The following is a 15537-nucleotide window of genomic DNA, read 5'->3' on the forward strand; positions in this document are numbered from 1 at the left end:
CTGGGAACGGTCAGCGCCGTCCGCAGGCCGCTTACTCGTCCGAGCCGCCGAGCAGCGCCAGGAAATGGTCCGGGATCGGAAGCTTGGCAGCCCCGCCGAATAATTCGGACGCAAGCCCTTCGCCTCCGGTCTGTTCACTCTTGATCCGGTTGGCCTCCTCGTGGAGCCGTTCCATCTTCCCGTCCAGCTCCGTGGCCGTTATGGCGGCTTCCTTCAATTCATCAAGCAGCCGCTCAGGAACGGTGCCGTTATATTTATAGAAGATCTTATGCTCCAGGCTGGCCCAAAAATCCATGGCGATGGTCCGGATCTGCACCTCCACGTATACGGATTCCTGCCGGTCCGACATGAAGACCGGGACCTTGACCAAGAGGTGCAGGCTTTTGTACCCGTTGGGCTTCGGATTCTTGATGTAATCCTTGACGGACACGATCTCCAGGTCGCTCTGATCTTGAAGCATCCGGCTGATGCGGTAAATGTCCGACACGAAGGAGCAGGTGATCCGGATTCCCGCAATGTCCTTGATGCTCTCCCGCACATCGTCCAGAGAATGGATGGCTCCTTTACGGTAGATCTTCTTCATGATGCTCTCGGGGGTCTTGATACGGGACTTGGTATGCTCAATGGGGTTGTATTCGTGAAGAAGCTGGAACTCCTCCTGCAGGATATCGATCTTCGTCTCCACTTCCTGCAAGGCAAACTTGTACATCATCATGAATCGGGTCAGGAGGGTGCGAAGCTGCTTGAATTGCTCGAGTTGGTTCGTGCTCATGAGGTCGTCCTTTCCGCGCGGCCTGCGACTGCGACTTCCGTGGGTATGGTTCTTGCTCGCAACATACGGTTACCTTAGTACTATACAATGTCTTACGTTTTCCCACAATCGAGGGTTCCCTGCCGGAAGGACGGACCTCCGCGCCAAAAAAAAGCCGGAGGCAGAAGCCTCCGGCTTGCTCACATTATGAAAGCGCCGGCAATTGGATGCTCACGACGGCGCCTTTGACCGGACGGTTCCGGATCGTAAGCGAGCCCCGGTGGGATTGGATGATGTTCTGGCAGACCATCAGCCCCAATCCGGTTCCCGTATCCTTGGTGGAGAAGAACGGTTCGCCCAGCCGGTGCAGGATCACTTCCGGAATGCCGTTTCCCTCATCCTCAACCGTGACGATGATCTCCATCCCGGAGCTATGGAAGGATACGACCAGCCTGCCGCCGTCCGGCATCGCTTCGATCGAATTTTTCAATACATTCAGGAACACCTGCTTGATTTGGCGCGCGTCGCACAGAACCGGTGGCAGCTCGGGTGTGCGCTCTACCTCGATCACGACATCATGAATGATGGCTTGCGCCTCCACAATCGGGATGAGATCCGTCAGAATTTCCTGCACGCTGTGCGGCCGCAGATTCTGGCTTTGCTGCGGCTTGGAGAGCAGCATGAACTCGCCGACGATGTAATTGATCCGCTCCAGCTCCGTGAGCATGAGCTCGCAGTATCTGCGGTTGGCTTCCGAGCTCCTGTAGAGCAGCTGCGTGAACCCTTTGAGAGACGTAAGGGGATTGCGGATCTCATGGGCCACCCCGGCGGCCATCTGTCCGACGACGGATAGCTTCTCGGACCGGATCAGCGCTTGCTCGGATTGCTTGTAATCCTGAATTTCCACAAGCAGCCGGACCAGCAAGATGACGAAGGCCACCAACAATCCTATCAAGCCGGCCGATAGAGGTTGGTCCCCAACCACAAAGATCATCAACAGCAAAAAAATCGCCATCAGGGGTATATACCGCTTGCCCGTATACCACCTGCCGGCCTGTGCCGGAGGAGAAGCTCGCTCGGATCGGGTGCCCGCTGCGGCGGCGGACATCCCCAGGAGCATCAGCCCTCCGAACCAACAAAGGTCGGGAAGCCAACCCGGTATCCCGGTCCCATCGTAACGGTAGAAGAGCAGCAGCCCGATCGTATTCCCGCTTGACTTCGTCAAGAATCCCGCCATCAGGAGCAGCGTCGCACGAGCATCATTGGAGTCCCGCTCATAGATGAAGAGAAGGAACAGCCCGAGCAGAATCACCGTATTGGCGGAGGAGCAATACAAGTGGAAGAACCTTTCAGCGTCTGTGAAACCGGAGGACAGCGGCTCGATGATAAATCGCCAATACACGGTTGTGGCAACCGTCATGAAGAGGAGCACGTCCAGTGAAAACCGAAGAGCCGGCCTCCTGCGGCTGATCTTATTTTGCCGGTACAGGGCTTGCAGGTAGAACAGATATTGGAGCATCCAGAGCACTTCCGGAATGCCGAAGGAGCCGGGCTCTTTCCCTTGAACGAGGAGGAAGACCGTCCAGTAGACCTGGGCGAAAAAGTAGAACAGCACACCAAGGCTGTAACTCAGCCAATAACGCCTTCGGTTCATCCGGTACAAACGCCATAATAGAACCGCCGCATACAGAGCGGCCAGCGTCTGCAGCGCATTGATGCCCGCCAGATACCGGACTGACTCCGCATCATACCAGCCCCAGCCGACAACCAGATACAACAAGATCATGGAAAAGCCGATCAACCACGGAATACGGTTCATGACCACATTCTTTCCTTTCATAGCCGGCTCTCTTCTCTCGTTCATTAGTTCTCGCTCTGCAGACAAATTCCTCCAGTCGGCTGTCGCCCGACGGAAAAAATATTGACAACATAAAATGCGGCTCGCCCAACCTTGTTGAAGGCTAGCTCCGCCCCATGTGGAGGGATCTTAGCAACCTAAACTGCCGGGCCAGGTATGCCGGCGTATAGGGCATGTCCGCCCGCAGCCAGGACACGATGGTTCCGATCAAGGCGGAGGTCCCGTACCAGATGGCAATCTCCTTCTGGATTCCCCCCATCTCGGAAGGAGGTTGGCTCTCGAAGCGCGCACTGATGCTTTCCGTCAGGAAGACCTTCAGCTTCTCCGTGAATACGGGCGTTCGTCTGGAGGCCAGGATCACTTTATAGAATTTGGCATGCTCTGCGAAATGCTCCAGCAGTCCGAGAATAACCGGCTCCTCCCCGTTCTCCGTCTTGGATGCGGAGGGAGGGGAATGATACAGGGCCCGGCGGATCTCTTCGATCATCTCCTCTGCCATCTTGTCGATCATGTCCGGAATATCCTTGTAGTGCAGATAGAACGTGACCCGATTGATCGTGGCGCGCTCGGCGATGCGATTCACCGAGATCTTATCGATATCCATCTCCTCCAACAGCTCGACGAAGGCCTCCCGGATCAGCTGACGGGTCCGGATAATCCGTGGATCCAATCGCGGTTTGGCAGTCTCCATAACGGCTCTCCTTCCTATTCATTAGAATGATTATTGACAATTGTCATCATCCCTGTCGTATTTCTCTCAGCTATGCTACAGATCGAATCGCACTGTAAACTAATCAACATTTCCTCGAAAATCGTTGCTTGTAAATGACCGCTCCGGCGCTATAATCTAATTTATACATCGTGGATTATACAACAGGTTGTAAATTAAATCTATAGACAAAGAGAAAGGACTGGAGTGGAAATGAGCCATACCCCGCCTTTGGAGCGCAGCTCCATCAAGAAGGGCCCCATCCTATTCATCATGATCCTGGGCGCCTTCCTGGCCACCTTGAACCAGACCATCATGAGCGTTGCCACACCGGAGCTGATGAAGGACTTCGGCATCTCGGCCACCACCGCCCAATGGCTGACCACCGGATACATGCTGGTGAACGGCGTGCTGATCCCGATTACCGCCTACTTCATGCAGCGGTTCTCGACGCGCCAGCTCTTCCTAAGCTCCATGGTCATCTTCCTGATCGGAACGGTCGTATCCGCCCTGGCGGGCAACTTCCCGTCGCTCTTGACCGGACGTCTGATCCAGGCTGCCGGTGCCGGCATTATTATGCCCCTGCTCATGAATGTCATCTTAGCCCTCTTCCCCCCCGAAAAAAGAGGGGCCGCCATGGGTATGGTCGGCCTCGCCATCATCTTCGCCCCGGCCGTAGGGCCGACGCTCGCGGGCTATGTGTTGGAGCACTATGATTGGCAGGTCATGTTCTACGGGATGATCCCGCTGGCCGTCATCGTGGTGATCTGCGGAACCATCTACTTGAGGAACATCTCCGAGCGGACCCCCGCCAAGCTGGATGTTGCCGGCCTGCTGCTCTCTACCGCGGGCTTCGGCGCCCTCCTCTACGGCTTCAGCCGTGCGGGAAGCGCCGGCTGGGACAGCGCGGAAGTCCTGGCCACCCTTAGTGCCGGTGTGGTCGGCTTGGCCCTCTTCACTTGGAGGCAGCTCGTCTCCAAGGAGCCGCTTCTTGAGCTTCGCGCGTTCAAGTACAACATGTTCACCTTGACCACCATCATCAATGTGGCCGTCACGATGGTGATGTACGCGGACATGATGCTCCTGCCGCTGTACCTGCAGAACACCCGCGGCTTCACCCCGGTGGAATCCGGCCTGCTCCTGCTTCCGGGCGCCCTGGTGATGGGGCTTCTGATGCCCGTTACCGGCAAGCTGTTCGACCGGTTCGGAGCCAAGTGGCTGGCCGTCATCGGTCTCGTCATTACCATCGCCACCACCCTGGGCTTCGTGAATCTGACGGGCTCCACCAGCTACACCTATCTGATCCTGATGTCTACCGGGCGCCGAATCGGGATGGCCTTGTTCCTAATGCCGATCCAGACCGCAGGCCTGAACCAGCTGCCGAACCGGTTGAACGCTCACGGCACAGCCATCTCCAACACCATCCGCCAGGTGGCGGGAGCCGTCGGCACCTCGCTCCTCGTCACCGTCATGACCGACAGAACCAAATCTCACGTGAAGGAGCTGATGATGTCGGGCGGCGCCACGGACGCGGCAGGTCAGAAGCAGTTGATTCTGGATGCTACGATCAAGGGCATCAACGACGCGTACCTCGTGATTGTCGCCATCGGCATCCTGGCTCTGCTGCTCTCCTTCTTCATCAAGAAGACCTCCCAAGCCAAGGAGGAGTCCAAGGAGTCGGCCTTCAAGCCGGTGACCGTAAACGAAGGGTAAACCATACGAAATGTTGGAGTGCACGCGCCTGTTCGGGTCGCTCTAAACGAGAAATAGCCCCGAAAGGGGCTATTTCTGTGAGCGGAGACCTCGTATTCATGCGAGCTTATTTCTCGATATGGAAGACTTCCCGGAGGTCGAAGCTGATAGGACTGTGATCCTCGTTCGTCTCCATGATGTCCTTCATGTAGTCCCACCATTTTCTGCAGATTGGCTCACTCGAGATGCTGTCATGCAGCTCTTGACTCTCGTATTCCAGATAGGCGAACAGGATGCCCGTCTTCTCGTCCAGATAGATGGAATAGGTTGTGATTCCATGGTCCAAGAGCATGGCCTTCATCTCCGGCCACAGCTCATCATGGCGCTTCTTATACTCTTCCGCGCGCCCCTCGAATATCTTCATGGTCAATGCTTTCCGGTATGCCATAGGATCATTCTCCCTCTTGTTGTAATGAGCCCGGCCGATTCGTCACACCTTAAGAATAACGGTGTCGTAAGCTGCCAGGGTTTGGGTAACGGTGCCTTTGTCTGTGCGGACGGAAGCGGTCTGCTCCGCATCGCTGTTGTTGATGATGATCAAGGTGCTGCTGGCCGGATAATAAGCGCACTCCGTCGCCGCGTTATCCGTCACATAGTCCGGAGAAGCCGGCTGCTTGGCGGCATGCAGGATCAGATCCATCAAGAGACGGGCGTTCTGAACGGAATGGGTGTAGGAGGACAGATACACGCCCCGGCCGCTGCCGAAGTCATGGACCGCAGCCAGCGGGCTGCCGTTCTGCTCCGCCAATACCTGGGCCTTGCCGTCGGTCAGATACAAGCCCTTCTGCTCCGTCAAGTCTCCCGGTACGGACACCTCTCCGCCTTGGGCGGCTACAGGCCACTTGCCATGGCTGATCCGCTCGCCAGTGTCCTTGTCCAGCCCCAATACGGGAGCCATGCGGAACAGCCGATCCTGTCCCGGAGCCGCGGAAGGCTCATTGATTCCGAGGAAGACTCCGCCGCTATAGACCCAGCCGGTGAGAGCCTCGATGACGGAAGGATCGTTCCACAGCTCTCCGCCGCTCCATGCGCTGCCGGCCGTCCCTGCATTGATGATGACTTGGATACCGTCGGGTACCCCGTTCCGGATCTCGTCGAAGTTCAGGAACTCCACCTCGAACGGCAATCCGGACAGACTCTCCAAGACATTGATCAGGTCCAGCCCCGGCTGCTCGTGGTAATGGCCGGAGCAGGTCCAGCTGCGGAGCTTGCCCCAAGCGGTCAGCACGGCCACCTTGGGCTTCAGGGCATACGGCTTGCCGTCGGCATGCAGATCCCGGATCAAGCGGAATTCGTCCGCGATCTTCTCGATATAATCGACGAAGTCGGGATACGGCTCCACCAGATGCAGATACCCGCCCAGTCCGATCCGGTCCACAGGAGCCCGCAATAAGGCGCGGCGGATGTTGTTCCAGAACTTCTTGGCATCCAGCGTAGGGTCGCCGCCTTCCATGAAGGTAGGCAGTCCGCCCAGCCCGACCGGGAACAGATACGGATGCAGCCGCAGCTCGTGGGTCTTGACCCCTTCGACGCCGGAGCCCAGACGGGCCTCGAAGCCGGAGAACACGCATTTGATGATTCCGTCAAAGCCGAATTCCGCGAACCGTCCGTTGTAAGGCTCGATGCCGACCCAGCTGTCGTCATAGAAGACGTACGCCAGCTTGTTGTGCTTGTGGGCGATATCGATGAGCTTCTTGCCGTATTCGATGACGAAGTCGTTGATGAACGCCATCCAATCCAGCTTGTGCTGGTCAGGCACCGTATGGGTGGTCCGCAGCTTGCCCTTGTTGACGAAATCCTCCGCAGTCAGCCGGTAGCCGTAGCGCTCGGCGAACAGGTCCAGCGCCCTTGTGCTGACGGTGAAGTCGTAGGAGGCCCAATCCGTGAAGAGATGCCGGTTCTTCTCGCTGCTGCCCCAGATCCAGACGAAATTGTAGAACATGGAGGTGAAGCGGATCACGTTGGTGGCCGGATGGGCCAGACACCAATTCTCCAGCCAGTTCAGCAGGTATTCCTGCGTTTCCGGGTAGATCGGGTCGATCTGCATGAGATGCTCTTTGTCCCAATTGTTGGTGGTATGGTTGTACATGGAGATCTCTTCCCAGATCCGGTACGCCAGGAAGCTGACCGTATAAGTATGCCATAGCGCAGCCCCATGCACCAGCACACGCTGCGCGGCGCTGTCGTAGGTCCACTTCTCCCGGGGCACCTCGTTCCCGGTTGTACGGTCGAAGACCTGCCAGTACCGGAGCGAATCCGGGGTCTCGCTGACGGCGAACTGCTCCGCGAAGAAGTCCTGCATAAGAGATATGGCAAGCTCCGATTCAGCCGCTACCACGGGCTGGGTCATCAGGAAGGTCATCTGGAGCTTGTCCGGGTTCCGCTTCGCCCATTCGTTATGATCGCGAATGATGCAGATCGTGGAGTAAATATCGTAGCCTGCGTTCAATATCTCATCGGATAAGGCCGTGCCGTCGCTGTCGCGGATGACGTCGGCCCCCCAGCGATTGGCCAATTCCAGCGTCAATGCTTCGTATCCCGCTTCCCCCGGAAGGGTGAAGCCGCCTTTTTTCTTATGCTGCATGATCGTGCCTCCCTAGATTATACTTACCACGCTTGTTGCCTATCATCAGATATGATAAAAATACAATATACAACTCTATTTTAAGTCGCATTTTCACCCGTTCCCATATAAAATATAGGATTTTGCATATAAAAATCTGGAGGTTCCCTATGATACGCCATGTGGCTCCTGCCTTCCCGGCGGAAACGCTTCCCCTGCAGCTGGAAACCATCGGAATGAAGCCCGATCAAGAGATCTTCATCCGTCCGGGCGGCTATCCCCATTTCCATTGGCTGCAGACCCTGGAGGGGGAAGGGGAACTAACGGCCAACGGCCAAACCTGGAGGCTGCCTGTGCATACCGGCGTCCTTCTGGCGCCGGGCGTCCCCCATCGGTACCAGGCCATTAGCAGCCTGTGGCGGACCGGATACATCACCTTTCACGGCAGCATGGCCGAAGCGTTCGTTCATTCCTTCGATTGGAAGACCTCCCTGCGGTTCCAATGGGAGGAGGAGCACGATCGGATCACCGCCCACCTGGAGAGCATGCTGGCGTTCGCCGAGTCGGGGGGCGATCCGTCGGGATGGCAGTCTTCGGCGGATTTGTACCGGTTCCTGACTCTGCTCCGGACCGATGCCCGCATGGACAACCGTCCCTCCATCTCGAAGCGGCTGGAGCGGATTCAAGGTCTCCTGAGCTGGCTCGACCACGAATTCGCCAACCCGAGGATCGGGCTGGCGGAGATGGCGGAGCGGCTCGGGACCGGAGAGCGTCAGCTGAACAGCCTATTCCGCGAGCTGTTCGGCCAATCGGCTTATGCCTATCTCATTCACCTGCGGCTCCGCAAAGCCAAGGAATGGCTCCCTTCCCGGCCGGATTGGACGGTCCGCCGCATCGGGGAGGCGGTGGGGTTCCGGGACGCCAGCCACTTCGTGTCCACCTTCCGCAGGAAGGAAGGCATGACCCCGGACACCTACCGGAAGCTATACGGTGCCGCCGCGGAGTAGGAACAGAAGAAAAAAAGACCACGCGAGGTGGTCTTTCTGCGGCTTAGACGATATGAATAACCAACTGGGCGGCGGCCATACCTTCCGAGAAGGCGGATAAGACGACCCTTCCCTTCTCTCCGGTGAACCGGAGGACCGTACTGACGGCCCCATGGTACATATGCATCCAGGAGTTGTCATAGGTCTCGCTCGAACAGAGGTCCCCGTTGTCCACCGCCACGATCTCGGCAGGTCCCTCCACACGGAAGGCGACCTTGGAGCTTTCCCGGAATACCGGGATGCCCTCGCTGTCCTTCGCCCGGACCGTGAATAATTTCTGATGGCCGCTGCCGGCCCCGAGCCTTAATACCTCCAGATCGAACCCGAGCTTCACAGCCGGCCCTGCCGTTCTCAGCGTGTACGAGCAAGCCTCGACTCCGCCGATGAAGCCTCGGACCGTTACGGTTCCCGGCAGATAGGGGAGATAGCCTGTCATCATCCGGCTGGGATACGATGCGGGGGGCTTCTCGTGGATCCGCTTCCCGTTCAATTCCAAGGTGACCTCGTCGCAATTAGTGGCGATCATATACGGAATCACCGTCTTGTGGAACTGCGGGAAGTTCCAATGGCTCGCGTATCTGGGGGCATCCCAATGCTCCTTCACCCCTTCATCCTGCAAGGAGTAGTCCATGACGGCCAGGTAAACCATCGGCTTATCGGACCAATAGCTTTCATAGAGATACGACAGCGGCTTACGCTCGTTATTCGTCCAGAACAGGGAGCCGGCCCAGCCTTTGGCGGGATAGCCCATGGATTCGCCTAAGTAATCGATGCCCGTCCAGAGCATGCCGCCGATCACATAATCATGCTTCTCCACGTCCATCCAAGGCACGTCCTCGCTGTAATTCTGCATCTGGCCGGGATGACCGCGGAAGAATTGGTACGTCTCCGTTCCCAGAATCAGCTTATCCGGAATGGCCTTATGGATGGCCGGATACCATTGCTCCTGGTAATTGCAGCTGATCACATCCACGATCTCGCCGATTCTCCGGATTCGCTCCACCTTCTCGTCCAGGTCTTCAATCTCCGTATCGCTGACCTCATCGACAAACTGCTGAATATCCTTCACTTGGGAGAGATCCACGTTGCTTTCGTATTTGAAGTGAGGGTTCATGGCATAGGTGACCGGTCTCGTATCGTCCAGGGCAAGCAGATGCTCCTTGAGCATCCTAAGGATCTGGAGCATGGATTCCTGCCCTTGATGCTCCACCTCGTTCCCGACGCCCCATATGAAGATGCACGGACGGTTGCGGTCCCGCTTCACCATACACTCCAGATCCCTCTGCCATTCCGTCTCAAAATACCTTCGGTACGAGCCGCCCGTCCATTTGTCGAACGGTTCCTCATAGACGAACAGTCCCAATTCGTCGCACAGATCCAGCAATTCGGCTGCCGGCATGTGGTGGGCCGTCCGGATGGCATTGCAGCCCATGGCCTTGAAGGCAATGAGCCGGTCTCTCCAGATTTCAGGCGGGACGGCCACTCCCAGGCAGCCTGCATCCTGGTGGATGCAGAATCCCTTGATCTTGGTGATCCGGCCGTTCACCGACATCCCTTTACCGGGAATCCATTGAATGTCCCTTACTCCAATCCGCAATTCGCAGGTATCCACGGGTTCATCCCCCTCGTACAGGGACAGCTCCAGCCGGTACAAGTGGGGCTCATCCGGACTCCACCGCTTGACGTTCGGAATGTCCAGCCGGATGACCCCGTTATCCGATTCACCCGTTATCCGCACGCTCCCATCCGCAAGACAGGCCTTGACCAAGGAACGGACGCCGGTCTGGATGGTTACGATCCCCGTATCGCCGTCGATTGCGGTCTTCACCTGAATGTCCTCGGGATTCAGATGATGCCGATTCAGCTCCAGCAGCTTGACGGTCCGGTAGATGCCGGCTCCCGAATACCACCGGTCCGCCGGATGGGCGGTGTTATCCACCTTCACCAAGATCCGATTGACGCCTTCATGAATGTAAGCCGTGATATCCAGTGTAAATCGGGAATAGCCGTATTTGCGCCCCCCGGCTTCCTGGCCGTTCACCCATACCGTACTGTTCTCGTATACCCCGTCGAATTGCAGCAGATACACATAGCCCGGCTTGATCTCCGCTAGTTCAAGCTTTCTTCTGTACCACCCGATCCCCCACCGGTCTCGGAAGCCCTGGGGCTCCCCCTCCTTCATATTCCGGTTGATCGGGGCGGTAATGGCCCAATCATGCGGCAGCTGTACCGGCACGAAGTGCGAATCCTCCGGCTCCTTCAACGTGAATTCCCATCCGTTCATGATCAGGGTCTCTCTTCGGCTCATGAGCTCCCATCCTTTCGTTGTCTAGCGCTTGACACTCTGATATATTCACATTATAGGACCGACCTTTACGCCTAACAATCTAACGATATTAAGGACAACTCGAAAATATTAAGGCGGGATTCTCATGAAAAGACACATACCGGTCATTACGGATACGGACAAGAGGCTTCCCTATTATCTTATTGATGTGGGATCTACTTGGAGTCAGGAGCATGTCGTACGCCCTGTCGGATATATGTACCAATGGATTCAATGCGTCGAAGGGGAAGGAGAGCTGATCACCGGGGGGAACACTTTCCGGTTGAAGGAAGGCATGGCCATGCTGCTGTTGAAGGGCATCCCTCATGAGTATTACGCCATAAGCTCCTCCTGGATCGTGGATTGGATCGTCTTCGATGGCCACCAGGTGGGGCCGTTCATCGAGCATAACGCCGGGATCGAATCCTCCTGCGCCTTATATGTATCGAGGCCCGATCTGTTTCTGTCCCATATTCAGAACGCATTGGAAATCCTTCAATCGGATCGGCCGCTGCAAGGCATCCAATGCTCCAAGGTCGTCTACTCCCTCCTGACCGATATGGTGCAGTATGCCTCTGCCCATCCGGATCACAGCGCCACAAGCCTGAACCACAAGCTAAAACCCTTGTTCGATTATATCGAAGAGAATTTTCATAAGCCTCTTACCCTGGAGCTGATGGCCGAGATTACAGGCTTCTCCCCGCAGCACCTATGCACCGTGTTCAAGAAAACCACGAATAACCGGATTTTCCAATACATCCATTCCGTCCGGATCAAGAAGAGCAAGGAGCTTCTCCTTGCGAACCCGCATATGCAGATTAAGGAGATTGCCGCTTGGGCCGGCTTCGAGGATGCCAATTACTTCTGCACCGTCTTCAAGAAGCTGGAGCAGATCAGTCCCAACCAATACCGGAAGATCTATCTTGGATAACGGGGCAGCCTCCCCTCTTGCATAGTCCCTAGTTTATCATTGACGATGATAATCATTCTCAATATAATGGAAGGGATTGGTTGTCATTTTGGACTTAAGGAGCGGTGGTTGCAGATGTTTATCGAATTGAAATCGATTCAGGTCAAGGAAGGCTATTCCGAGCAGGTGGTAAATCGCTTTAGCCAGGAGGGGCCCCTCGAGAAGGCGCCCGGCTTCGTGGATCAATCCATTCTCGTCAAGCAGGTGCGGCGCGGTGAAGAAGAGGTGCTGCTTCTGATCCGCTGGGAATCCGAGGAGGCTTGGAAGAACTGGGAGAAGAGCGAGGCCCATCTGGAGCTTCACCGCCAAGGCCGTGCCAAGGGCCAGCCGGATTTCGTCATTGGGCGGGGACATGGACTGTATGACCTGAAAGCCGTGAAGAGGGCTTCACCGGAGGCCCCTTAATTTATCGTTGCAGCTCCTCGGAACCAGGGGAACCGGCTCCTCGTTGCCACCTCCAGGATGGTCAGCTTCCTTAATAGGTCCGGTTCTCCAGCTCCAGCTCCGCGGTCACTTCCGTGAAGATGGTCTCGGGTGTTACGATGCGCTTGGGCAAGGTACGCCCGTCCATCAGCTCCTTGACCGCCTGCATCAGACCGGGTCCCAAGAGAGGGTTGCATTCGACGACGCTGTTAATCTTGCCTGCAGCCAGCTGCTCCAGCGCCCGCTTCGTCCCGTCCACCGAGACGATGATGATGTCCCGCCCCGGACGCAGCCCGTATTCTTCAATTGCTTCTATGGCCCCAAGCGCCATGTCATCGTTATGGGAATACAGCACCCGGATGCGGCTGCCCTGCCTGTGCAGATATTGGGCCATGACCTCTTTGCCCCGGTCGTAAGTAAAATCCGCATATTCGCTCTCCAGGAGCTGCAGATCCGGCCGCTTCGCCATGACGGCCCGGAACCCGTTCCCCCGGTCGATGGATGGCGTGGAGCCTTCCGTACCCTTCAATTCCACGATGCCGGCAGGTCCGGTGATGTCAGCCAGCTTATCGAGCACATATTTCCCAGCCTTCTGGCCCTCCAGATAGAAGTCCGACCCGATGAAGGAAACATACATGGACGGATCCTTCACCTTCACCAATCGGTCAATGATAATGACCGGAATTCCGGCTTGCCGGATCTCCTCCAGGATGGCATCCCAGCCCTCCTCGACAACAGGCGCTAGGGCGATGACATCCACACGCTTCCGAATAAAAGAACGGATGGCTTCGAATTGCCTTTCCTGGGATTGCTCAGCATTGGCGAACTCCAGGAGAATTCCTGATTCACGGGCGGAAGTTTGGATGGACAGCGTATTGGCCTTCCTCCAATCGCTTTCGGAGCCCAACTGGGAGAAGCCGAGTACGATCGAATCCGCTTCCCCTTCCCCGGCAAGCCCTCTCAGCTCCCCGATCGCAGCTTGTCTGCCGCGTTCTTCCCCGGCCGGCTCGGTACCGTTCCCGCGCAGACAGCCGGATACCATCAGCACCATCCCCAGGATCATCCATAACCAGGCCGCCATTCGCGGCGTATTGTGCGACATCTTATGCATCGAAGGGCATCTCCCCTACTCCGTGTTTTTCGCTTATGGCAGCGCTTCCTGTGATCATTGTAGTCGCAGCCTCCCGAGATTGGCAAGAGCATCCATCGCAACAAAACGTTTGTTTTTTTATTCAAATCTTATAGTTTTTTACTAATGATTGCGTTTTATTGGGGGTTGCTTCATAATCGGAATTACCAGGGCTTTGACACTCTTCAACGTGGGGTCCATGCAGCCATGAAACTGTTCCGATCGATCACATCCAGCTTGCGTGCCAAGCTGCTGACCATGTTCATCATCCTGACATGCATGCCGCTGATTACGGTGGGCTTGATCTCCTATCAGAAGTCTTACCATACCGTGTTCAACACCAGCAAATCCCAGACCATGCTGCTTGCGGAGCAGCTTGCCCGTGACATCGACAGTCTCTTTACCGACACGAGGAAGCTCCTGGAGCTGGAGAAGAACCCCCAAGTGCTTCAATATCTATTCTCCCAGAATGACACCTACGAGAACGCCAAGGATATTCTCCGCACCATGGACTCCTACCGGCAGACTTACCAATACGACAGCGTACTGAACGTCACCATGATCAATATGTACGGGCGCGGCATCAGTGAGCGGAAGGGCGTCTTCCAGGTCAGCATTCCATTGATCTCCGGCGAGCCCTTCAAGGAATTGCTGCAGAATAAGGAAACCGTGATGAACATTCCCTCCTCCGACCCGAAGGCCCTGCCTCCGCTCGACGGCTCCGATTATCAAGGGCGCAGCGTCATCTCCATCCTATCCACCATCAAACAGCGGGTCACCCATGAAGTGATCGGCTATATCATCATCGACCTGGACGACAGCATCGTAAGAAGGTTCTGCGATACGAATACCATCGGGAAGAACGGATTTTTCTACGTGGCGGATGAAAGCGGGGCTCCCATCCTGATCCCCACGAGACTGAACGGCACGGAGATCAAATGGCCCCGTCATGAGACCTTGTCCCTCATCCTTCGGGGCCCTGATAAGCACATCGTCGACAAGTCCGAGGGCAAGCCGAAGTTTATCTTCGCAAGCCCGTCCAAGACGACCGGCTGGAGTATCGTTGGGCTGGTCCCGCTCCAGGAGATCGTCTGGGAAGCCCAGTCGATCCGGCAGCTGATTGTGGTCAGCGTCGTCCTGAGCATCATCTTCGCCCTGACGCTGCATTATATCTTGACCAAGCGCCTTACGCTCCCCCTCCATATTCTGAAGAAGAAGATGCAGCTTGCGGCGTCGGGCTTCCTGGAGGCCAAGGTGATGCCCGTCGGCAACGATGAGATTACGGATCTGGGCAACAGCTTCAACACGATGATCGATAAGATCCGCATGCTTCTGGATCAATGCGTTCAGGAGCAGCATGAGCTGAAGAAGGCGGAGCTCCGCGCGCTTCAAGCCCAGATCAATCCTCACTTCTTGTATAATACCCTGGATTCGATCCTATGGCTGGCGGAGGCGGGGAAGAAGGAGCAGGTGGTCCAGGTGGTGCTGGCCCTGTCCCGCTTCTTCCGGATCGGGCTGAGCAAGGGCAGAGACTGGATCACCATAGAGAAGGAAGTCGAACACCTGCAGAGCTATCTCATCATTCAGCAGACCCGGTACCGGGACATCCTGGACTACGAAATATGCGTCGATCCCGGCATCCACCCGCTCCCCATCCTGAAGATGATTCTTCAGCCCATCGTGGAGAACGCTCTGTATCACGGGTTGAAGAACAAGCGTGGCAAGGGGCGGATCCGGATCAGCGGCCACACTGCCGGGAATAAGGATATCCTGTTCCGGGTCGAGGATAACGGGATCGGGATCTCGGAAGCCCGGCTGCATAAGCTGCTCGAAGAGCTTCAGAATATGCAGATTCCGGAATCCACCGGCCAAGAAGTGTCCGGGGGCTTCGGGCTGCATAATGTCCACCAGCGGCTTCGCTTGTTTTACGGCGAGTCCTACGGAGTGCAAGTGGAGAGTGTGGAATCGGAGGGGACGACCGTAACCCTTCGAATACCGATGAGATAGGAG

Annotated in this window: 12 protein-coding genes; 5 read left to right on the top strand and 7 right to left on the bottom strand. The window is 56.4% G+C overall.

Annotated elements, in window-relative coordinates; genetic code table 11:
- Window positions 1-31: 31 nt before the first annotated feature.
- The 3 genes from ACSEXW_RS22385 to ACSEXW_RS22395 form a co-directional block, all read right to left on the bottom strand.
- Window positions 32-772 carry a GTP pyrophosphokinase gene (locus tag ACSEXW_RS22385; RefSeq protein WP_438448410.1) on the bottom strand — a complete coding sequence of 247 codons (741 nt, stop codon included), beginning with the start codon at window positions 770-772 and terminating at the stop codon, window positions 32-34.
- 184 nt (window positions 773-956) lie between these two features.
- The gene (locus tag ACSEXW_RS22390) at window positions 957-2591 is read right to left on the bottom strand and encodes an ATP-binding protein (protein WP_438448411.1); all 1635 of its coding nucleotides are present in this window, start codon (window positions 2589-2591) and stop codon (window positions 957-959) included.
- A gap of 121 nt (window positions 2592-2712) precedes the next feature.
- Window positions 2713-3300, bottom strand: a complete 588-nt coding sequence (locus ACSEXW_RS22395; RefSeq protein ID WP_438448412.1) for a TetR/AcrR family transcriptional regulator — start codon at window positions 3298-3300, stop codon at window positions 2713-2715.
- A gap of 231 nt (window positions 3301-3531) precedes the next feature.
- On the opposite strand from ACSEXW_RS22395, the gene ACSEXW_RS22400 reads away from it, so the two are divergent.
- Complete coding sequence (locus ACSEXW_RS22400) at window positions 3532-5031, top strand: DHA2 family efflux MFS transporter permease subunit (protein WP_438448413.1); 1500 nt, start codon at window positions 3532-3534, stop codon at window positions 5029-5031.
- A 106-nt stretch (window positions 5032-5137) separates the two neighbouring features.
- Here ACSEXW_RS22400 and rhaM read toward each other — a convergent pair whose 3' ends face one another.
- Window positions 5138-5458: an L-rhamnose mutarotase gene (gene rhaM / locus ACSEXW_RS22405; protein WP_438448414.1), complete on the bottom strand. Its 321-nt coding sequence runs from the start codon at window positions 5456-5458 to the stop codon at window positions 5138-5140.
- 42 nt (window positions 5459-5500) lie between these two features.
- A complete protein-coding gene (gene gnpA / locus ACSEXW_RS22410; RefSeq protein WP_438448415.1) occupies window positions 5501-7654 on the bottom strand; it encodes a 1,3-beta-galactosyl-N-acetylhexosamine phosphorylase in 2154 nt (717 codons plus the stop codon).
- Window positions 7655-7803: 149 nt separating this feature from the next.
- Between gnpA and ACSEXW_RS22415 the strand changes: the two genes are divergently transcribed.
- Window positions 7804-8640, top strand: coding sequence for a helix-turn-helix transcriptional regulator (locus ACSEXW_RS22415; protein ID WP_438448416.1), 837 nt, complete (start codon window positions 7804-7806; stop codon window positions 8638-8640).
- Between the two features lie 43 nt (window positions 8641-8683).
- Here ACSEXW_RS22415 and ACSEXW_RS22420 read toward each other — a convergent pair whose 3' ends face one another.
- A complete protein-coding gene (locus ACSEXW_RS22420) occupies window positions 8684-10987 on the bottom strand; it encodes a glycoside hydrolase family 2 TIM barrel-domain containing protein (RefSeq protein ID WP_438448417.1) in 2304 nt (767 codons plus the stop codon).
- Window positions 10988-11111: 124 nt separating this feature from the next.
- Between ACSEXW_RS22420 and ACSEXW_RS22425 the strand changes: the two genes are divergently transcribed.
- Both ACSEXW_RS22425 and ACSEXW_RS22430 read left to right on the top strand, forming a co-directional pair.
- Window positions 11112-11936, top strand: a complete 825-nt coding sequence (locus ACSEXW_RS22425) for an AraC family transcriptional regulator (RefSeq protein WP_438448418.1) — start codon at window positions 11112-11114, stop codon at window positions 11934-11936.
- Window positions 11937-12050: 114 nt separating this feature from the next.
- Complete coding sequence (locus ACSEXW_RS22430; protein ID WP_438448419.1) at window positions 12051-12380, top strand: antibiotic biosynthesis monooxygenase family protein; 330 nt, start codon at window positions 12051-12053, stop codon at window positions 12378-12380.
- 70 nt (window positions 12381-12450) lie between these two features.
- On the opposite strand, the gene ACSEXW_RS22435 is transcribed toward ACSEXW_RS22430, so the two are convergent.
- A complete protein-coding gene (locus tag ACSEXW_RS22435; protein ID WP_438448420.1) occupies window positions 12451-13509 on the bottom strand; it encodes an ABC transporter substrate-binding protein in 1059 nt (352 codons plus the stop codon).
- Between the two features lie 225 nt (window positions 13510-13734).
- On the opposite strand from ACSEXW_RS22435, the gene ACSEXW_RS22440 reads away from it, so the two are divergent.
- Window positions 13735-15534 carry a cache domain-containing sensor histidine kinase gene (locus ACSEXW_RS22440; RefSeq protein WP_438448421.1) on the top strand — a complete coding sequence of 600 codons (1800 nt, stop codon included), beginning with the start codon at window positions 13735-13737 and terminating at the stop codon, window positions 15532-15534.
- Window positions 15535-15537: the final 3 nt, after the last annotated feature.

Origin of the sequence: Oryzibacillus soli (assembly GCF_051594765.1) — a bacterium.
Lineage (GTDB): Bacteria > Bacillota > Bacilli > Paenibacillales > NBRC-103111 > Paenibacillus_AR.